The organism is Serpentinimonas sp. SSL01 (genome assembly GCF_056323735.1).
Map to the genome: position 1 here is coordinate 1,086,534 of NZ_CM150487.1, position 20,447 is coordinate 1,106,980.

The window sequence follows — 20,447 nt, forward strand, 5'->3', positions numbered from 1 at the left end:
CACCTGCCCCGATCGCCATTTTGATCGCCACTCCACTATCTGCCTGCGAATGGACCGCTACGCCGTCATCGGCCACCCCATAGGCCACAGCAAATCGCCCACCATCCACCGCGCTTTTGCCGCTGCCACGGGCCAAACTTTAAGCTACGAAGCCATCGAAGCTCCCTTGGGGGCGGGTCAGTTTGCCGCCACCGTGGAGCGCTTTCGCGCCGGCGGCGGCCGCGGCGTGAACGTGACGCTGCCCTTCAAGCTCGACGCCTGCGCCTACGCCACCGACTTGGCCGAGAGCGCGCGCTGCGCCGGGGCCGCCAATGCGCTCAAGTTTGAGGGCACGCGCTGCCTGGCCGAAAACTTTGACGGCAGCGGCTTGGTGCGCGACCTGAGCCACAACCTGGGCCAGCCGCTGGCCGGCCGCACGGTGCTGCTGCTCGGGGCCGGCGGGGCCAGCCGCGGGGCCATTTTGCCGCTGCTGCGCGCCCAACCGGCGCAGCTGTGGGTGCTCAACCGCAACGCCGCCAAGGCCGAGGCGCTGGTGCGCGAGTTCGTCGCGCTGGGGGCCGATGCCGCGGTGTTGCACGGCGGCGGTTTTGAGGCGCTGGCGCAGCCCCAGCGTTTCGCCCAGAGTTTCGACCTGGTGCTCAACGCTACCTCGGCCAGCCTGAGCGCCGAGGCGCTGCCGCTGCCCGCCCATGCCTTCAAGCCCGAGGGCTTGGCCTACGACATGGTCTATGGCAAGGGCCTGACGCCCTTTTTGCGCCAGGCCCAGCAGGCCGGCGTGCGCCAGCTCGCAGACGGCGTGGGCATGCTGGTCGAGCAGGCCGCCGAAGCCTTTGCTTGGTGGCGCGGCGTGCGCCCCGAAACCAGCGCGCTCATCCAGCGCCTGAGCGTGCCCCTGAACTAAACGCACCCCCACCATGAACCAGCTCGAAGCCCTCAAACAGCACAGCACCGTGGTTGCCGACACCGGCGACTTTTTGCAACTGGCGCAGTTCCAGCCGCGAGACGCGACCACCAACCCCTCGCTGATCCTCAAATCGGTGCAAAAACCCGACTACGCCCCGCTGCTGGCGCAGACCGTGGCGCGCTTTGGCGGCCGGCCCAGCGACGAGATCGTCGATCGGCTGCTGGTGCGTTTCGGCTGCGAGATTCTGGCCATCGTCCCCGGCCGGGTATCGACCGAAGTCGATGCGCGCCTAAGCTTCGACACCGCCGCCACCATCGCGCGCGCCGAGCGCCTGATGGCGCTCTACCAAGCCGAAGGCGTGCCCAGCGACCGGGTGCTGATCAAGATCGCCGCCACTTGGGAGGGCATCGAGGCCGCAGCGCAGCTCGAGCGCCGCGGCATCCGCACCAACCTGACGCTGCTGTTCGCCTTTTGCCAGGCGCTGGCCTGCGCTCAGGCCCGGGTGCAGCTCATTTCGCCCTTCGTGGGCCGGATTTACGACTGGCACAAAAAGCAGGCCGGCAGCCAGTGGGACGAAGCCGCCCGCGCTGGCGCCCACGACCCCGGCGTGCAGTCGGTGCGGCGCATTTTTGAGTACTACAAGCGCTTTGGCATCGGCACCGAGATCATGGGTGCGAGCTTTCGCAACTGCGGCCAGATCGTGGCGCTGGCCGGCTGCGACCTGCTCACCATCAGCCCCGAACTGCTGGCGCAACTGGCGCAACCGGTGGCCAGCACCGACGCGCTGCCGCGCGCCCTCGACGCCGACGCCGCGCGCGCCCTCGATCTGCAACCGCTGCAGCACGACCAAGCCAGCTTTCGCCTCGCGCTCAACGAAGACGCCATGGCGAGCGAAAAACTGGCCGAAGGCATCCGCGCCTTTTGCGCCGATTCGGTGCGGCTCGAGCAACTGATCGCGGCGCGGCAGGGGCGTTGATCGCATATGCTCGAGCGCATCCACGCCAGTCTGCCCTCGCTCTCGGCGGCCGAGCGCCGGGTAGCGGAATTGGTGCTGCAAGACCCGCAGCGCTTTGCGCTCTTGCCCGTGAGCGCGCTGGCCGAACAGGCGCGGGTGAGCAAGCCGACCGTGGTGCGCTGTTGCCGCAGCCTAGGCTTCAAGGGCTTGATCGACTTCAAACTCAAACTGGCGGGCACCGTGAACGATGGCGTGCCCTATATCCACCGCAGTGTGGACGAGAGCGACGCGGTGCCCGAGCTCGCATTCAAAGTGATCGACAACACCATCGCGGCCCTGCTGGCTTACCGCAAATCCCTCGCAGGGGTGGCGCTGGAGCAGGCGGTGCAAGCGCTGCACCGGGCGCACCAGAGCGGGCGCCGAATCGACTGTTATGGTGTGGGCAACTCGGGCATTGTGGCCCAAGATGCACAGCACAAACTGTTCCGGCTTGGGGTGCACACGCTGTCGCACTGCGACGGGCATTTGCAGGTCATGAGCGCGGCCCTGCTGGGCCCGGACGATGTGGCGCTGATTATTTCTAACTCCGGCCGCACGCGCGACCTGCTCGACGCCGCGCAAATCGCGCGTCAGCGCTGCGCCACCACGGTCTCGATCACGGCCAGTGACAGCCCTTTGGCACTGAACACCGACATACACCTTGCGGCCGATCACAGCGAACGCTTTGAACAAGACATCCCCATGACTTCGCGCCTGATCCATCTGTTGATCATCGACATTTTGGCCACCGGCTTGGCGCTGCGCATAGGCAGCGCACGCTTGCAGCCGATGCTCATGGACATCAAGGCGCAGTTGCACGCCAAGCGTTACAACTGAACCCCCTGCCGTGCCGCAGCGGGGCCGCACCTCAAACCCGCTCCAGCACCCGGGCCGCTCCGCGCAGCGCCGGCGACTGCTCCGCCACGATTACCCACACTGGAATTGTTTCCAGGTAGGCCCGAAAACGCCCCTTGGCAATAAATCGCTCAAGAAAAGGGCTCTGGTCGAAAAACGCCCCGAGTTTGGGTACGATGCCTCCGCCTATGTAGAGGCCACCGCGCGCGCCCATGGTGAGCGCCAGATTGCCAGCCACCGTGCCCAGGAAAGCACAAAACAGCTCCAGCGCCTCAAGCGCCTGGGGGTGGCCTTGCAGCGCTGCTGCGCTGATCTGGGCCGCAGTCCAGTCGTTCGGGGTGCAAGAAGCGGCAGAACACATAGCCTGATACAAATCGATCAAACCCGCGCCACTGACGGCACGCTCGGCCGATACGTGACCGTAGCGCTGCTTCAAGGCCTCCAGCATGCGCTGCTCACGTGGGTTGCAGGCGGCCAATGTCACGTGCCCACCCTCGCCGGCAATGGGCAGCCAGCCACCCTGAGGCATCGGCAGCAAGCCCGATACGCCCAGGCCGGTGCCAGGGCCGATCAGGGCCAAGGGGCCACTCGGGCTCTCGGAATTTCCTTGGATACCAGAACCAGGCTTCAATTCACAGCTCTTAAGCAACCGTTTTTCGCCCACAAGCAAATCGGGCAACGCCAAGGCCAGCGCGACAAAGTCATTTAACACCTCGAGCCGCTGCAAACCCATGCGCTGACGCAGCGCAGCAATCGAAAACGACCAGTGGTGGTTGGTCATCTGCACCTGGTCACCGTACACCGGGTTGGCAATGGCTATCGCAGCCAGCACGGGGCGCGGACGCTGCACCCGTTCCATATAGGCATTTATGGCCAGATCTAAGGTCGCGTAATCGGAGCAAGCAAGCGTGGCTTGTGCCTCCAGCGCGGCACCCGAGCAGGCTTGCCAAGCAAAACGGGCATTGGTGCCGCCGATATCGGCCAGTAACCTTGGTGCGTGTGGTTCCGATTGCATGGGGTCGATCCTGAAACTGCAACAGCTTACGAGGGCGGGTCAGCCCCTATGATGAAAACTGGTGCGTGCAACCGGGTGCGCTGCGCCAGCCGCGCTCTAGCCAATCCATCACGCTGCGCGCTTGCAGCGCCGTAACCGGGGGCTCGCCAGAGCGACCTGACAACGCTGAAGCCAGCTGAGTATAAAACTGCCTCCAGTCGCCCGTGCTGGCTCCCGGTGTCTGCTGATGCAGCACCCCATCGGGCTGAACCAACGTGAGCCCACCGGGGGCATCGCCCTGCCCCCAATAGGCGTCGCTAGCCGGCCACCGACCGGCTTTGAGCGCCTCCTCCTGGCTGTCACCATGTGGGCGCAGGTAACTGCCTTGGGTGCCATGCACCGTCCATCGCGGCCCTGGATAAGCCGCGAGCATGCTGGCCTGCAAAACCATGCAATGCCGGGGATAGCGCAACAAGGCATGAAACCAGTCGTCGCTCAGCGCCCCCTCGCGCTGGTGTTGGGTGTGGAGCTGAATCGATTCGGGCTCGCCAAACAACTGCAAGGCCTGATCAAGCAAATGCGGGCCCAAGTCGTACCATAAACCCGCACCGGCTTGGGCAGATTCGCGCCAGCGCAGGCGCACTTGCGGCCGAAAGCGTTCAAAGCGCGACTCGACGTGCGTCACGCGCCCCAACCGGCTGTCGGCCAGCAACTGCTTGAGTTCTAGGAAATCACTGTCCCATCGACGATTGTGAAACACCGTCAGCAAGCGGCGTGTGGTCTGCGCTTGCGCAATCAGGGCATCGGCCTGAGCCAAGGTGAGCGCAAAGGGCTTGTCGATCACCACATGTTTGCCGGCTGCCAGCGCCTCTTGGGCCAGCGGAAAGTGGGTATCGTTGGGTGTGGCCAGTACCACCAATTGCACCTTGGGCTGCCTCAACATAGACGCCACATCAGGAAACCAAACGCACCCCAAGAGCGCTTGCCGCAACGCCGGAGCAAGGGATGAGGGCTCGCTGGCGTGGCGGCTGCTGACCACACCCACCAGTTCAAGCCCCTCGGTGGCGGCAATCAGGGGAGCGTGGATGGTGCTGGCTGCATAGCCCCAACCCACCAGAGCCACCCCAATGGCGGCTGGATTCGGCATGCCTTAGTGCCCCAGCCGCTGACCGCTTTGGCGGTCAAACAGATGCGCATCGGCGGCTTCCCAGCGCACACAGACACGCTCGCCCACTTGGGCATTGAGCAAGCCGGGTACGCGTGCCGTAAGGGAACCAATGGCGGTATCCACCGTGGCATAAGTCTCGGGCCCGGTGGGCTCAATCATGGTCAGGATACCGGGCAGCCCGGTCGCGGCAAAGCCAAGGTTTTCGGGGCGTAGGCCAAACACCAGTTCGCTGTGTGCATGATGCCGCACAGCGTAAGCCTGTTGCGCATCCAGGTCGAGCGCCACGCCATGAGCGGTCAGGTTATCGCCCACACGAGTGGCATCGACCATATTCATGGCAGGAGAACCGATGAACGCGGCCACGAAGCGGTTGGCCGGCCGGCGATAAATTTGCGCTGGCGTGCCAAACTGCTGCACGCAGCCATCTTTCATCACCGCAATGCGGTCGCCCAGCGTCATGGCCTCGACCTGATCGTGCGTCACGTACACCGTGGTGGTGCGGGTGCGCTGGTGGAGCAGTTTGATCTCGGCGCGCATTTCGACCCGCAACTTGGCATCGAGGTTGGACAACGGTTCGTCAAACAAAAACAACACTGGGTCACGCGCCAAAGCGCGCCCCATGGCCACACGCTGGCGCTGTCCACCGGAGAGCTGTCCCGGCTTTCGATCGAGCAAATGCCCAATTTGCAGCATTTGCGCCACGCGCTGCACCGCAGCTTCGCGCTCGGCCTTGGGGATTTTCCGAATTTCCAAACCGAAGACTATGTTTCTAGCCACCGTCATGTTGGGATAAAGCGCATAGCTCTGGAATACCATGGCGATGTCACGGTCTTTGCTGGGCAGATCGGTGACATCGCGCTCACCGATAAAGATGCGACCTGAAGTTGGCGCATCAAGACCGGCAATCATGCTGAGCAAGGTGGATTTGCCGCAACCCGAAGGCCCGACCAAAATCAAAAACTCGCCTGCTTCAATTTCCAGATCGATGCCCTTTAGCACCTGCGTGCCCGAAGTAAATGATTTGTGAATTTGCTTGATACTCAAAGCGCCCATGTGTCACCCTTTCACCGCACCAGCGGTAAGGCCGCGCAAGAAAAACTTGCCTGCCACGATATAAATGATCAAAGTCGGTAGCGCTGCAATCAGCGCCGCCGCCATTTCCACGTTGTATTCCTTGACGACACCCGATGTGTTGGCTAGGTTGTTCAGCCCCACGGTGATCGGCATGCTGCCAGAATCAGAAAACACCACACCGTATAGAAAATCGTTCCAGATGTTGGTGAACTGCCAAATCAGCGTTACCACAATAATCGGGGTTGAGAGCGGCACCACGATAAGCCAGAAAATCTGCCAAAACGTAGCGCCATCGAGTTGCGCTGCCTTGATCAACTCATCAGGCAAGCCGACGTAATAGTTTCGGAAAAACAAGGTCGTGGTAGGAATTCCTGCCAACACGTGCACCAAAATCAGACCCCAAATGGAACTGGCCAAACCCAACCAGCCCAACACCAAACCCCATAGTGAGCGCACCCATGCATACCCGTTTCGTTGTGGCCGGCGAAGCCATTGTCGACCTGATCGCCCGCAGCGATGGCAGCTTTGCACCCGCCTTGGGCGGCTCGCCTTGGAATCTGGCGCGTGCGCTCGGCCGCCTAGGCTCCCAGGTGGCTTATGTCACGCCCTTGTCCACCGACACCTTTGGCGAGCAATTTTTCAATGCCCTGCTAGAGAGCCGCGTCGAATTTGCGGGCAAACGCAGCGAGCTGCCCAGCTGCCTAGCGCTGGTGCACATACAACCCGACGGCTCGCCCGCTTACCGGTTCTACCGCGAGGGTGTGGCCGACCGCGACTACAGCCCCGAATTGGTAAAAAAACACGTAGCTGGCCCTCAGACCGTGTTTCACATCGCATCGCTGGCGCTGTTTCCGCCCGACGGATATGCGTGGGCCGGGTTTTTGGGCGAGCTAAACCAGCAGGGCATCTGCACCAGCGTGGATGTGAACGTGCGTCGGCTGCCTGGAGCCGACAACGGCGCCTACACCGAACTGCTGCTGCGCGTGATGCCACAGGCGCGCGTACTCAAGGTCAGTGACGAAGACTTGCAACAACTCGGCCTTGGTCACGACCCGCTGCACGCGGCCCGCACGCTGCTCAACGACACCACCCAAGTGGTGCTGCTGACCCGTGGCTCCTTGGGTGCATGGTGCCTGACGGCTGAGGGCGCCTGGCATGAACCGGCCCCCAATACTCCCGTATGCGACACCGTGGGTGCGGGCGATTGCAGCTACGCTGGCTTTTTGCACGCCCTCGATGCCGCGGGTGCTTTTAACCCGCCATGGCGCATACCAACGGCCCAAACCCTGCAAAATGCATTGGTTATGGCCAGTCGCTGCGCTGCCTTCAACTTGCGCCAGCAAGGTTGCCAGCCCGCTTGGCAGCAAGAACTCTGATGACCTTGGCCGCACCCACTGCGTGGACGCACATAGGGTTTCACACCCAGCCCATTTTTTGCCCCATCTTCGCCCACTTCGTGTAACTTTGTTGCAATCTTGCCATCCAATGCAAAAAACCGGAATGCGTCCATGACCGCAGCAACAGAACGCGCGCTTGATCTGCTAATTTTTGGAGGGGCCGGTGACCTCTCATGGCGAAAGCTCTTGCCTGCGCTGTACATGGCGCACGCGCACCAGCGCTTGCCAAAGGCCACCCGCATCATTGCGCTGGGCCGTCAAGCCTGGAACACCGCTCAGTACGTGGAGTTCGTGCAAGGGGCCAGCATCAAGCACATCGAGGACAGCAAACTGCACCCGGCTGCGTGGCAGGCGTTTTTGCAGCGGCTCGAATACGTGCCCCTTGACGCCACCCAAGCAGCAGACTACGCTCGCTTGGCCGCTTGCCTTACGCCGCAGGCGCAGCGCGTGTACTACTTGGCCACCGCCCCGACCCTTTTCACGCAGATTTGCCAGCACCTTGATGGCGCCGGACTGGTCAATGCGCAAGCGCGGGTGGTGCTGGAAAAACCGCTTGGCCACGACCTGCCCTCTGCCAAAGTGATCAACGAGGCCGTGGCGCGCCATTTTGACGAACAACAAATCTACCGTATCGACCACTATCTGGGTAAGGAAACGGTGCAAAACCTGATGGTGCTGCGCTTTGGCAACGCCATTTTTGAGCCGCTGTGGCGCGCCCCCAGCATACGCAGCGTACAAATCACGGTGGCCGAATCGGTAGGCGTGGGCAACCGGGCTGGTTTTTACGACCAGACCGGTGCGCTGCGCGACATGGTGCAAAACCACCTGCTGCAACTGCTGTGCATCGTGGCCATGGAACCCCCCATATCCCTAGACCCCGATGACGTGCGCGATGAAAAGCTCAAGGTTTTGCGCAGCCTTCAGCGGCTCGACGCTGCGGCCATCCGCCAGCACACGGTGCGTGGCCAGTACATTTCCGGGGCAGCTCAAGGCGAATCGGTGTGCGGCTACCTAGACGAGGCCAACGTACCGCCCAACAGCCAAACCGAAACCTTTGTGGCGCTGCGCACCCAAATTAACAATGCCCGCTGGGCAGGGGTACCCTTTTTCTTGCGCACTGGCAAGCGGCTGCAAACGCGGCGCTCGCAGATCGTGATCGATTTTGCCCAACCACCATTTTCGATCTTCGGTGCCCAGCCTCACGCTGAACACCCAAACCGCCTGATCATCACCTTGCAACCCGAGGAGTCGATCCAATTGCAAATGATGGCCAAAATCCCCGGTTCTGGCATGAGCATGAAACCGGTCTTCCTCGACCTCGACCTCGAATCGGCCTTTGCCGGTCGGCGCGCCGATGCCTACGAGCGGCTGCTGGTGGACGTGATCAAAGGGCGGTTGACTCACTTCATGCGTCGAGATGAGCTGGAAGCCGCTTGGCGCTGGGTTGACCCCATTTTGCAAGGCTGGCAGTCACAGAGCGACAAACCGCGACCTTATACCGCTGGGACCTGGGGGCCGGCTGCTTCGTCGGCCCTGATGGCCCGCGAGGGCTGTAACTGGTTTGAGGAATCATGAGCACCAGCGCCGCCCAAGCCACGCCAACAGCTGGCCCTGAACCTGAGCCCGGTCCGCGCGTGCACCGCTGCGCTTGCGCTGCCACGATGGCCTTGGTGCAAGCGCAGCGGATCGCACAGCAATTACAAACCGCAATCGCACAGCGCGGGAGGGCTACGCTGGCGCTCTCGGGTGGGCGTTCGCCCATCGCCCTATTTGAGCACTTGCGCCAGCAAGACGTAGATTGGGCGCGGGTGCAGATCACGCTCGTCGATGAGCGTTGCGTGCCCGAAGACCACCCAGACAGCAATGCCCTGCTGGTGCGCAACCACTTGTTGCAAGGTGCGGCGGCGCAGGCGCGCTTCACGGGCTGGCTCGACCTTCCCTGGCCTTTGGCTTTGGATGCAGGGGCTGAGTGCGTTGCGCACGGCGCAGACCGTTCGAACAACGGGCATCTCGCGGGCCCGGCCTTGGCCGAGCGCGCCAGCCAGCGCCTGCGCGCGCTCGGGCCGGCGATCGATGTGCTGCTGCTGGGCATGGGCGAGGACGGACACACCGCCTCGTGGTTTCCTGATAGCCCCGGTTTGCACGAGGCGCTGCACGGCATGCAACCGGTGGTTTTCACACAGCCGCGCACCGCTGCACACCCGCGTCTTACGCTTTCGCGCGCGTGGGTGCTGGCGGCACGCCACCGCCACTTGGCCCTGACCGGAGCGGCCAAGCTGGTGGTGTACCAGCGCGCCTTGCAAGCCCCATCGCCCGAATTTCCGGTCTCGTTTGTGTTGGAGCGGGCTGCTGGCCCGATTGATGTTTGGATGGCACCCTGATGATGAAACCCACCTCCCCCCCCCAGTTGCACCCCGTGGTGGCGCAAGTCACTCAGCGCGTCATAGAGCGCAGCCGCAGCACCCGCGCCACCTATATGCAAACCACGGCGGCCTCGAAACGCCCGCAGCGTTACCGCGCTGGCATGGGTTGCGCCAACGTTGCCCACGCCTTTGCCGCCATGCCCGCAGTCGACAAGCTGGTGCTGCATCAAGAGCGCCAGCCCAACGTGGGCATCATTACGGCCTACAACGACATGCTTTCGGCGCACCAACCCTACGAAGGCTACCCAACCCAATTGCGGGCTTGGGCACGCGAGATGGGCGCCACGGCCCAGGTTGCCGGGGGCGTGCCCGCTATGTGCGATGGCGTTACCCAAGGTTACGAAGGCATGGAGCTGTCGCTTTTTTCGCGCGATGTGATCGCTCTGGGCACCGCCGTGGGCCTGACGCACAACGTCTACGACGGGGCCTTGTTGCTCGGAATCTGCGACAAAATCGTGCCAGGATTGCTGATCGGGGCCTTGCAGTTCGGGCACCTGCCGATGCTGTTCGTGCCAGCTGGGCCGATGAGCTCTGGGTTATCCAACGACGAAAAGGCCAAGGTGCGCCAGCAGTATGCCCAAGGCTTGGTGGACAGAACCACCCTGCTGGCTGCCGAGGAGGCCGCGTACCACGGCCCCGGCACCTGCACGTTCTACGGTACCGCCAACTCCAACCAGATGCTGCTCGAAATCATGGGTCTGCAATTGCCGGGCTCCTCGTTCGTGCACCCGGGCACCGAGCTGCGCCAGGCCCTGAGCCGCCACGCGATGCAACGGGTGCTGGAACTGGCGCGCTCTGAATCGCCGCAAACACTGGCCGACATCGTGAGCGAAAAAACCGTGGTCAATGGCATCATCGGCTTGCTGGCCACCGGGGGCTCGACCAATCACACCATCCACCTGGTGGCCATGGCACGGGCGGCTGGCATTCTTATCAACTGGGATGATTTTGACGAACTCTCCGCTGTGATTCCGTTGTTGACCCGCATTTACCCCAACGGCAAAGCAGATGTAAACCATTTTCATGCCGCTGGCGGCATGGGTTTCCTGATTGACCAACTGCTCGGCGCCGGGTTGCTGCACGAGGATGTGCAAACCGTTATGGGGTCGGGCCTGCACCGCTGCACCCTAGAGCCTTGGCTCAATTCCGGGCAACTGGCATGGCGCAAGGCAGCCAGCCAGTCGGCCGATGAGCAGGTCCTGCGCCCGGTTCAGCGCCCCTTCACACCAGACGGCGGGCTCAAGCTGCTCAAAGGCAACCTGGGCCGCTCGGTGGTCAAATACTCGGCCGTGGCACCCGAACACCGGCGTGTGCGCGCTCCGGCACTGGTGCTCGATAGCCAGCAGGCTTTGCTTGATCTGTTCAAGACCAAGCAATTGGAGCGCGACTTCGTGGCTGTGCTGCGCTTTCAAGGCCCCCAAGCCAATGGCATGCCAGAGTTGCACAAGCTCACACCGGTATTGGGCAGCCTACTGGACCGCGGTTTTAAGGTGGCTTTGGTTACCGATGGTCGCATGTCGGGCGCTTCGGGCAAGGTACCGGCGGCCATCCACCTCAGCCCCGAGGCGCTGCTCGATGGGCCGATCGCCAAGGTGCGCGACGGCGACATGGTGCTGTTCGATTGCGAAGCGGGCTTGTTGCAAGTCGAGGTAGAAGCCACCGAGTGGAGCGCGCGCAGTGCTCAGCGCGCAGACTTGAGCAGCAGTGAACATGGATTTGGGCGCGAGCTTTTTGCGTTCTTCAGGCGCCAAGCTGGCTTGCCCGAGTGCGGTGGCTCGGCCCTGTTTGGCAACCACTGAACGCAACCATGAGCTCCACCCACACCCCATCGGCAGCCGCAGCAGCATCAGAGGCTCTCGCAGCGCCTGAATCCTGGCACTACCCCCTGCCCCACTTTCACACCCGTTTGCTGCCCGTGGTGGCATTGTCCCGTGCCGAATATGCCATCCCGCTGGCCCATGCACTGCTCGAAGGCGGCATCGATGCCATCGAGATTACCCTGCGCACACCCGCGGCGCTGGCCAGCATCGAAATGCTGGCGCGCCAAGTGCCCGAGATGGTGGTGGGTGCTGGCACGGTGCTGCGTCCGGCCGACTTGGCTTCGGTGCGCAACGCCGGCGCCCGCTTTGCCCTCTCACCGGGCTGCACGCCATCCCTGCTGGCGGCTGCAATGGCCACGCCGCTGCCCTTTATCCCCGGAGTGGCCAGCGCCAGCGAAGCCATGTTGGCGCAGGAAGCCGGGTTTGGGTTACTCAAATGCTTCCCAGCCGTTCCCCTAGGGGGCGTGGGCTTGCTCAAGGGGTGGGCCGGCCCCTTGCCCGAGTTGCGCTTTTGCCCCACTGGCGGCATTGGGCTGGAGCAACTTGGCGCCTTTTTGGCCCTGCCCAATGTGGCGCTGGTGGGCGGCTCCTGGATCACCCCAGCGGCTGCACTAGACTTGGGCGATTGGGCTCACGTCACCAAACTGGCACGCCAAGCCAGCGCCGTGGCACGGGCTGCGGCATTGCCTGCCTTCATTGTTTCTTGACCCTATTTTTGACGCAGGAACCGCCTTGACGTCTCCCAATCCCTACAACCACTCCAGCTCACCCACCCGGCACCGCAGTTGGCAACGCTTGGAAGCCTTGGCCGCGCAGGGTCAGCCGCATTTGCGAGATTTGTTGCTCGCCGACGATGCCGTTGGGACTGAATGCGGCTCTCAATCACATCCTAGCACCTTGCGCGCCCAGCGCTTACAGTTGCTGGCAGCGGGGTTGCGTCTCGACGCCCGGCACCAAGCCGTGACCCCCGAGGTGCTCGACGCCTTGCTTGAACTGGCATCCGATTGCCAGATCGGCCCCCAAGCCCAAGCCATGTACCGGGGCGAACCCATCAACGCCACCGAAGGCCGCGCTGTGCTGCATCCAGCCCTTCGCGGCGGCGCCATGCAGGCCCCGCCTTGGGGTGCAGATCAGGCGCAGTGCATCGAAGCCGAGTTGCACCGTTTTTTGTCGGCTGCCGAGCGCATCCGCAACGGCCTCTGGGTCGGCCATGAAGGGCAGCGCATCACCGATGTAGTCAATCTAGGCATTGGTGGCTCCGACCTTGGGCCGCGCATGGCGGTGGCCGCGCTCGAGCACCTAGCCAGTGCGCAAGTCCGGGTGCACTTCGTCTCCAACCCCGACGCCTGGGCCTTGCACCGCGTGCTGCGCACACTTGATGCGGCACGCACCGTGTTTATTGTGCAAAGCAAGACTTTTAGCACCCAAGAGACGCTCACGCTTGCGGCATCGGCGCGGCGCTGGCTGCACGAGCACGGCTTGCAGACGCCAGCAGAACAGGCCCCGCATCTGATCGCCGTAACAGCCGCTCCTGCCGTGGCGGCACAGCAGGGCTACCTACCGCAGCACACTTACACCTTCTGGGATTGGGTGGGCGGGCGCTATTCGGTTTGGTCGGCCATTGGTCTGCCGCTGGCGATTGCCATCGGACCGCAGGCGTTTCGCGAATTTTTGCAAGGCGGTCACGCCATGGACCTGCATTTTTGGAATGCCAAGCCGCAACACAACATGCCGCTCCTGTTGGCTTTGCTAGGCATCTGGAACCGCAACTTCCTGCACTGCCCAAGCCATATGCTGGCCCCCTACCCGAGCCGCCTCGATGCCTTCACCCGCTTTGTGCAACAAATGGATATGGAGTCCAACGGCAAAAGCACCCACCTCGACGGCAAAACGGTGCAAATCGATACCGGGCCTATCGTTTGGGGCGGACTGGGCATCGACGGCCAACACGCTTATTTTCAACTCTTGCACCAAGGCCGCCACCGGGTTCCAGTGGATTTCATCGGTGTCGAGCGCGAAGACACGCCCTTGCCGCTGGCAGCCGAACACCACCGGGTGGTGCTGCTCAACCAACGCGCCCAAGCCCTGGCGCTGGCCGTCGGTCGCGACCGCGCCGATACCGAAGCCGAACTGTGTGCTGGTGGGATGCCCGAACATCAGGTGCAGCGCCTGTTGCCGCACCGCACCTTTGCCGGCAATGTGCCCAGCAACACCCTGTGGCTGCCGGCGCTCACGCCGCACACGCTGGGGGCGCTGGTGGCGCTGTACGAGCACAAGGTGTTTTGCCAAGCCGCCATCTGGGGCATCAACCCCTATGATCAATGGGGCGTAGAACTGGGCAAAACGTTGGTCAAGGCCATGGAGCACGCCGCAGACACAACCCCCCACCCACCGCCTTAATCCAACGCGCAGCGCAGCACCCGATGGCCAAAAAAGACCAACCCCTGATCGACGACATCCGCTTGCTCGGCCGCCTGCTCGGCGACGTGATCCGCGAGCAGGAAGGAGCGCAGACGTTCGAGCTGATCGAGCAGATCCGCCAACTGTCTGTGGCTTTCAGGCGCGACGCCGACCAAGCCGCCGACCAACAGCTCAAAGCCCTGCTGCAAGCCTTGAGCGACGACCAAGCGGTGAGCGTGATCCGCGCCTTCACCTACTTCAGCCACTTGGCCAACTTGGCCGAAGACCGGCACCACATCCGCCGCCGCGCGGTGCACGAGCAGGCCGGGCACATCCAGCGCGGCAGTCTGGCGCACACCTGGGGCCGTTTGCAGCAGGCCGGCGTGGGCCAAGCGCAACTGGCGCAGGCGCTGCAGACGGCGCATGTGGCGCCGGTGCTTACTGCGCACCCGACCGAGGTGCAGCGCAAAAGCATTCTGGACGCCGAGCGCGAACTGGCACGCCTGCTGGCCCAGCGCGACACCCTTGCCCATGAGCGCAGCTTGGCCGACAACGAAGCGCAGATGCGCGCGCGCATCCTGCAACTGTGGCACACCCGTTTGCTGCGCTTTACCAAACTGAGCGTGGCCGACGAGATCGAAAACGCGCTGGGCTACTACCAAAGCACCTTCATCCCCGAACTGCCCCGGCTCTACCGCAGCGTGGAAGCGGCGCTCGAGGGCCAGCGCGTGCCGCCGTTTTTGCGCCTGGGCCAGTGGATCGGGGGCGACCGCGACGGCAACCCCAACGTGACCGCAGCCACGCTCGAACTGGCGCTGCAGCGCCAAGCCGACCTGATTTTGCGCCACCACCTGACCGAGGTGCATTGGCTCGGCAGCGAGCTCTCGCTCTCGGCCATGCTGCTGCCCGTGCCCCCCGACATGCAGGCGCTGGCCGAGCGCTCGCCCGACACCAACGCGCACCGACTAGACGAACCCTACCGGCGCGCCCTCACCGGCATCTACGCCCGCTTGGCTGCCACCCTGACCGCGCTCACCGGCGGCCACGCCATGCGCCACGCCGTGGCCCCGCAGGACCCGTACCCCAACGCCGAGGCCTTTCTGGCCGATCTGCGCCTGATCGACACCGCTTTGAGCGCCCAGGGTTGCGCCGCGCTGGCCGAGGCGCGCCTGCGGCCGCTGCTGCGCACCGTCGAGGTGTTTGGCTTCCATTTGGCCACGCTGGACTTGCGCCAAAGCTCGGATCGGCACGAGGCCGCCTTGGCCGACTTGCTGGCGCAGGCACGCATCGAAGCCGATTACAGCGCCCTACCCGAAGCCGCCAAACAGGCGCTGCTGTTGCGCCTGCTCAACGACGTGCGGCCGCTGCGCATCCCCGAAGCGCCCTACCAGCCGCACACCCTGAGCGAGCTGGCGATCTTCGAGGCCGCGCGCCAAGCGCGCCAGCGCTACGGCGCGGCCTCGATTCGGCATGCCATCATCAGCCACACCGAGAGCGTGAGCGACCTGCTCGAGGTGCTGCTGCTGCAAAAAGAAGTCGGGCTGCTGCACGGCACGCTCGACGCCCACGCGCGCGCCGAACTGATCGTGGTGCCGCTGTTTGAGACCATCACCGACCTGCGCCAAGCCAGCGCGATCATGGATGCCTACCTGCGCCTGCCCGGCATCGAGCCCATGCTGCGCCGCGCCAGCGCGCTCGAGTACGGTGAGCAAGAGGTGATGCTGGGCTACTCCGACAGCAACAAAGACGGCGGCATCATCAGCAGCAACTGGGAGCTGTACCAAGCCGAAACGGCGCTGGCGACGCTGTTCGATCGCCTCGGGGCCGAGTTCGGTGCGCCGATCCGGCTGCGCCTGTTCCATGGCCGCGGCGGCACCGTCGGGCGCGGCGGCGGCCCGAGCTACCAAGCCATTCTGGCCCAACCCCCGGGCACCGTGCGCGGCCAGATCCGCCTGACCGAGCAGGGCGAGGTGATCGGCTCCAAATACGCCAACCCTGACATCGGCCGGCGCAACCTCGAAACGCTGGTGGCCGCGACGCTCGAAGCCACCTTGCTGCCCGCCGAGCAGCCGGTGCCCGAGCGCTTTTTGCGCGCCGCCCAGCGCCTGTCTGACGCCAGCATGGCGGCCTACCGTGAACTGGTCTATGAGACACCGGGTTTTGCCGATTATTTTTTCAGCGCCACCCCGATTCGCGAAATCGCCGAACTGCACATCGGCTCGCGCCCGGCCTCGCGCAAAGCCAACCAGCGCATCGAAGACCTGCGCGCCATTCCTTGGAGCTTCAGCTGGGGCCAGTGCCGCCTGATGCTGCCGGGCTGGTACGGCTTGGGCAGCGCCATCGAGGCGCTGTGCGCCGAACTGGGCCAAGCGCAGGCCGAGCGTTTGCTGCGCCAGATGCACCAGCGCTGGCCGTTTTTCAGCACCCTGCTCTCCAACATCGACATGGTGCTGGCCAAGGCCGACCTCGCCCTGGCGCGCCGTTACGCCGAGCTGCTGCCCGAGGCCGCGCTGCGCCAGCGCATCGTCGAGCGCATCGAGGCCGAATGGCAGCGCACCCGAGCGGCGCTCGCGCTCATCACCGGCCACAGCGAGCGCTTGGCCGACAACCCGGCGCTGGCGCGCTCGATCGAGCAGCGCTTCCCCTACATCGACCCGCTGCACCACCTGCAAGTCGAGCTGATCGCGCGCCACCGCAGCGGCAACACAGCCGAAAAGGTCAAGCGCGGCATTCACCTGACCATCAACGGCATCGCCGCCGGGCTGCGCAATACGGGTTGAACCCCAGACCCGCCCCATATCCAGCCCCACCTTGCAGAATCGCACCATGAACACGCCCAGCACACCCACCGTCCCCCACAGCCCCACGCTGGTGCTGCACCACCTCGAGCAGTCGCGCTCGCAGCGCGTGCTCTGGCTGCTGGAAGAGATGGGGCTGCCCTACGAGCTCAAAACCTACGCCCGCCAGCGCGGCAACCGGCTGGCGCCGCCCGAGCTCAAAGCGGTGCATCCGCTGGGCAAGTCGCCGGTGCTGGTGCACGGCAGCGAAGTCGTGGCCGAATCGGCTGCCATTCTGGAATACCTGGCCGAGACCTTTGCCGAGCGCGCCCAAGGCGACCTAGCGCAGCTCGTGCCCGCCCCCGGCACCCCCGAACACCGGCGCTGCCGCTTCTGGCTGCACTACGCCGAAGGCTCGCTGATGCCGTGGCTGCTGATGAAGCTGGTGTTCCAGATGCTGCCGCGCCAGCCCATGCCGTTTTTCGTGCGCCCGCTGGTGCAGCCGATCGTGCACTACATCTGCCAGCAGGTGCAGCTCAAGCTCATCGACCCCAACCTGCAACGCGCCCTGCCCTTCATCGAGCAAGAACTGGCGCAGCGCCCCTGGTTCGCCGGCGAACACCTGAGCCTGGCCGACTTCCAGATGAGCTACCCCATCGAAGCCGCGCTCACGCGCCTAGGCGGCCCCCCCAGCAGCGCCAGCAAAAAATGGCCGCATCTGCACGCCTGGCTCGAGCGCGTGCACGCGCGCGCCGCCTACCAGCGCGCACTCGCCAAGGGCGGGCCGGTGATGTGGTGATGCGGTATAGCCTTTATAGGCGGATTGCGCTGGCTGGCGCGTCTGCCCCACATCACGCCCCGTAGGCACACGCTTTGGCGAGAAGCATCGTGGGTTGCTGCTACTGCGCCGCCGCGCGCAGCGTCTGCACCACCGGTGTGCGCAACACGGCGCGCAGTCCGGCCCAGCCGGCGGCCAGCGCCAGCGCGGCCCCGGCCAGTGCGCCGGCGGCGGGGGCCCATAGCGCGGGCGTCCAGTCAAAGCCAAACACCCACCGCGCCAGCGCCCAGTTGATGGCCAGCGCCGCCAATGCCGCCAGCAGCCCGGCCAGCAGGCCGATGCCGGCCAATTCGGCCCGCTGCACGCGCCGCAGCAGGGCGGTTTTGGCGCCCAGGGCGCGCAAAATGGCGTACTCGCGCTCGCGCTCGGCGCGCGTGGCGCCGATGGCGGCAAACAGCACCACCAGCCCAGCGGCGAGCGCAAAGGCAAACAAAAACTCCACCGCGCGGCTGACTTGCGCGAGCACCTGCTGCAGCTGCGCCAGCGTGGCGCTCAGGTCGATGAGCGTGATGTTCGGGTACGCGCGCACGAGCTCGGCGTCGAAGCTGGCTGCGACGGGGGCGCGAAAGGCGCTCAGGTAGGTCACGGGCACCTCGGGCAGTTGTGACACCGGGAACAGCACAAAAAAGTTGGCGCGCATCGACGACCAATCGACTTCGCGCAAGCTGCTGATGCGCGCCTGCACCGGCACGCCGGCAATCTCGAACGTGAGCCGGTCGCCCAGTTGCAGCCCCAGATCTTCGGCTAGGCCATCTTCCACGCTAATCGCGCCCTGTTCCTCGGGCTGCCAGCGCCCGGCGACGATGGCGTTGTGGCTGGGCGCCTGCGCGCTGTGCGAGAGGTTGAACTCGCGCTCGGCCAAGCGGCGGCCGCGGTCGGTGGGCAGCGCCTCGAGGTCTATGGGCTGGTCGTTGATGGCCACCAGCCGGCCGCGAAACATCGGGTACCAGTCGAAGCGCTCGATGCCCTGGGCGCGCAAGCTGGCCTGAAAGGCCTCGGCCTGATCGGGCTGTATGTTGATGGCAAAGCGGTTCGGGGCATCGGGCGGTGTGGCTTGCTGCCAGCTGCTGATGAGGTCTGTGCGCAGCAGCACCAGCAGCAGCAGCGCCATCAGCCCGATGGCCAAGGCGCTGATTTGCAGCACCGCATACGCTGGCCGGGCCGCGATCTGGCGCGTGGCTAGGCGCAGCCAAGTCGGGGCCGTGGCTTCGTTGACCCAGCGCCGCAGCAGGCGCACCGCGGCAAAGCTGGCCGCAGTAAACAGCGCCGCCGCCAGCGCCACGCCGCCCAACGCGATCAGGCCCAGCCTTAGGTCTGGGCTCACGGCCAGCAGCAAGGCGGCAAAGCCGATCCCACCCAAGAGCAGCACACCGAGCGAGGCCGGCTTGATGCCGCCCACTTCGCGCCGAATCACGCGCAGCGGCGGCACCTGCGCCAGCTGCAGCACCGGCGGCAGCCCAAAGGCGAGCATCAGCGTCAGGCCCACCCCCAGGCCAAACAGCGCCGGCCAGGCGCTGGGTGGCGGCAGCTCGGCGCGCAGTAGCTCGGCCAGCAGGATCACAAAGCCGTGGTGCAACAGATAGCCCAGCAGCACCCCGATCACACCCGCCAACAGACCGACGAGCACGAACGACAGCGCATAGGCGCGCGCCATGGTGGCCTGCGACAGACCGAGCACGCGCAGCATGGCGCAGCTGTCGAGGTGGCGCGTGGCATAGACCCGCGCCGCAATCGACACCGCCACCGCACACAGCAGCGCCGCCAGCAGCGCCACCAGCCCGAGGAACTGCTCGGCGCGCTCCAAGGTTTGTTGCAGCTCGGGGCGCCCGGTCTCGAACGATTCGAGCTGCGCCCCGCGCACGCCGCTGCGCTCGAGCTCGGCCTGCGCCCAAGCGGTGTATTGCTGCACGGCCGCGTCGGGCCCGGCCAGCACCAGCCGGTAGCTCACCCGGCTGGCCGGTTGCAGCAGCCCGGTAGCGGCCAAATCGCTGTGGTGCAGCAGCACCCGCGGCTGCAGGCTCATGAAGCCGCCGCCGCGGTCGGGCTCGAGCACGATCAGGCGCTCGATCGTCAGGCGGCTGTCGCCCAACCACAGCGCCTGCCCCACTTGCACCCCCAGCCCGGCCAGCAGGGCCGGATCGACCCAGACCGTGCCCGGGCGCGGCACCTCGGTGGTGGCCTGCCCGGCATCACCCGGCGCCAGGCCCACCAGCAGCTGGCCGCGCAACGGGTAGTTGTCTTGCACCGCCTTGAGCGCCACCAGCCGGGCGGCGCCGCCTTGGGCGTCATCGGCGCGCGCCATGGTCGGAAAGCCCAGATGCTGCGTCAGCTCCAGCCCCAACGCCTGCGCCTGCTGCACGAAGGCGGCGGGCAAGGGCTGGTCGCTGCGCACCACCGCGTCGCCGCCCAGCAGATGGCGCGCATCGCGCTGCAAACCCTGCTGCAACCGGTCGGCAAAAAAGCCCACCGCCGTGAGCGCCGACACCGCCAAGGCCACAGCCAGCAACAGCAGGTGCAGCTCGCCGGCGCGGGCGTCGCGGCGCAGCGCGCGCCAGCCTATGGCCCAAAAAGAGGCGGGGCGGGTGGCGGGCGGCTGCGGGGGCTGGGGCAACGGGGCGGGCAAAGGCCCAGAAACAGGGGCAGGGGCTTGGGGGTTCATGAGCCCCAGAGCCTACCTCAAAGCGCATACCCGAGGGGCATGCGAGGCTGTGAGGGAATCGACTGGTCGCGACCAGGCACCCCCAAACACCGCCTGCCAGCAGGGGTAGCGCCAGAGCAGTTGCCGGGGTGGTTGCTAGAGGGT

Annotated in this window: 15 protein-coding genes and 1 pseudogene; 11 read left to right on the forward strand and 5 right to left on the reverse strand. The window is 65.0% G+C overall.

Translation table 11 applies throughout. The features are described 5' to 3' along the window. Nucleotides 1-49 precede the first annotated feature (49 nt). The 3 genes from aroE to ACVMK0_RS05220 are packed head-to-tail and all read left to right on the forward strand — an operon-like array spanning nucleotide 50 to nucleotide 2,735. Nucleotides 50-901 (forward strand): shikimate dehydrogenase, encoded by an 852-nt coding sequence (aroE, locus tag ACVMK0_RS05210; RefSeq protein ID WP_250959888.1) that lies wholly within the window; start codon nucleotides 50-52, stop codon nucleotides 899-901. A 13-nt stretch (nucleotides 902-914) separates the two neighbouring features. Then, nucleotides 915-1,880, forward strand: a complete 966-nt coding sequence (tal, locus tag ACVMK0_RS05215) for a transaldolase (protein ID WP_476464539.1) — start codon at nucleotides 915-917, stop codon at nucleotides 1,878-1,880. Between the two features lie 6 nt (nucleotides 1,881-1,886). Beyond that, complete coding sequence (locus ACVMK0_RS05220; protein WP_476464540.1) at nucleotides 1,887-2,735, forward strand: MurR/RpiR family transcriptional regulator; 849 nt, start codon at nucleotides 1,887-1,889, stop codon at nucleotides 2,733-2,735. Nucleotides 2,736-2,766: 31 nt separating this feature from the next. Here ACVMK0_RS05220 and glk read toward each other — a convergent pair whose 3' ends face one another. The 4 genes and pseudogenes from glk to ACVMK0_RS05240 all read right to left on the reverse strand — a co-directional run. Further along, a complete protein-coding gene (gene glk, locus ACVMK0_RS05225) occupies nucleotides 2,767-3,768 on the reverse strand; it encodes a glucokinase (RefSeq protein WP_045535540.1) in 1,002 nt (333 codons plus the stop codon). Between the two features lie 46 nt (nucleotides 3,769-3,814). Continuing rightward, complete coding sequence (locus tag ACVMK0_RS05230; RefSeq protein WP_476464541.1) at nucleotides 3,815-4,894, reverse strand: oxidoreductase; 1,080 nt, start codon at nucleotides 4,892-4,894, stop codon at nucleotides 3,815-3,817. A 3-nt stretch (nucleotides 4,895-4,897) separates the two neighbouring features. Next, nucleotides 4,898-5,968, reverse strand: coding sequence for an ABC transporter ATP-binding protein (locus ACVMK0_RS05235; protein WP_476464542.1), 1,071 nt, complete (start codon nucleotides 5,966-5,968; stop codon nucleotides 4,898-4,900). A 3-nt stretch (nucleotides 5,969-5,971) separates the two neighbouring features. Then, nucleotides 5,972-6,424, reverse strand: a pseudogene (locus tag ACVMK0_RS05240) (carbohydrate ABC transporter permease); the annotation flags it as partial. A 23-nt stretch (nucleotides 6,425-6,447) separates the two neighbouring features. Here ACVMK0_RS05240 and ACVMK0_RS05245 point away from each other — a divergent pair. The 8 genes from ACVMK0_RS05245 to ACVMK0_RS05280 all read left to right on the forward strand — a co-directional run bounded on the left by ACVMK0_RS05245 (nucleotide 6,448) and on the right by ACVMK0_RS05280 (nucleotide 17,605). Beyond that, on the forward strand, nucleotides 6,448-7,365 hold the full coding sequence (locus tag ACVMK0_RS05245; RefSeq protein ID WP_476464543.1) for a carbohydrate kinase family protein: 918 nt from the start codon (nucleotides 6,448-6,450) through the stop codon (nucleotides 7,363-7,365). 132 nt (nucleotides 7,366-7,497) lie between these two features. Continuing rightward, nucleotides 7,498-8,961, forward strand: coding sequence for a glucose-6-phosphate dehydrogenase (gene zwf, locus ACVMK0_RS05250; RefSeq protein WP_476464544.1), 1,464 nt, complete (start codon nucleotides 7,498-7,500; stop codon nucleotides 8,959-8,961). Further along, nucleotides 8,958-9,767, forward strand: a complete 810-nt coding sequence (gene pgl / locus ACVMK0_RS05255; RefSeq protein WP_476464545.1) for a 6-phosphogluconolactonase — start codon at nucleotides 8,958-8,960, stop codon at nucleotides 9,765-9,767. Before zwf ends, pgl begins: the two co-directional genes overlap by 4 nt. Before the next feature lie 2 nt (nucleotides 9,768-9,769). Further along, nucleotides 9,770-11,608 carry a phosphogluconate dehydratase gene (gene edd / locus ACVMK0_RS05260; RefSeq protein WP_476464650.1) on the forward strand — a complete coding sequence of 613 codons (1,839 nt, stop codon included), beginning with the start codon at nucleotides 9,770-9,772 and terminating at the stop codon, nucleotides 11,606-11,608. Between the two features lie 8 nt (nucleotides 11,609-11,616). After that, a complete protein-coding gene (gene eda, locus ACVMK0_RS05265) occupies nucleotides 11,617-12,336 on the forward strand; it encodes a bifunctional 4-hydroxy-2-oxoglutarate aldolase/2-dehydro-3-deoxy-phosphogluconate aldolase (RefSeq protein ID WP_476464546.1) in 720 nt (239 codons plus the stop codon). Nucleotides 12,337-12,361: 25 nt separating this feature from the next. Then, nucleotides 12,362-14,029 (forward strand): glucose-6-phosphate isomerase, encoded by a 1,668-nt coding sequence (pgi, locus tag ACVMK0_RS05270; protein ID WP_476464547.1) that lies wholly within the window; start codon nucleotides 12,362-12,364, stop codon nucleotides 14,027-14,029. A 23-nt stretch (nucleotides 14,030-14,052) separates the two neighbouring features. Next, nucleotides 14,053-16,809, forward strand: coding sequence for a phosphoenolpyruvate carboxylase (gene ppc / locus ACVMK0_RS05275; RefSeq protein WP_476464548.1), 2,757 nt, complete (start codon nucleotides 14,053-14,055; stop codon nucleotides 16,807-16,809). A 46-nt stretch (nucleotides 16,810-16,855) separates the two neighbouring features. After that, a complete protein-coding gene (locus ACVMK0_RS05280) occupies nucleotides 16,856-17,605 on the forward strand; it encodes a glutathione S-transferase family protein (protein WP_476464549.1) in 750 nt (249 codons plus the stop codon). Between the two features lie 100 nt (nucleotides 17,606-17,705). Here the strand turns inward: ACVMK0_RS05280 and ACVMK0_RS05285 are convergent, their stop codons facing one another. Then, complete coding sequence (locus tag ACVMK0_RS05285) at nucleotides 17,706-20,303, reverse strand: ABC transporter permease (RefSeq protein WP_476464550.1); 2,598 nt, start codon at nucleotides 20,301-20,303, stop codon at nucleotides 17,706-17,708. Nucleotides 20,304-20,447: the final 144 nt, after the last annotated feature.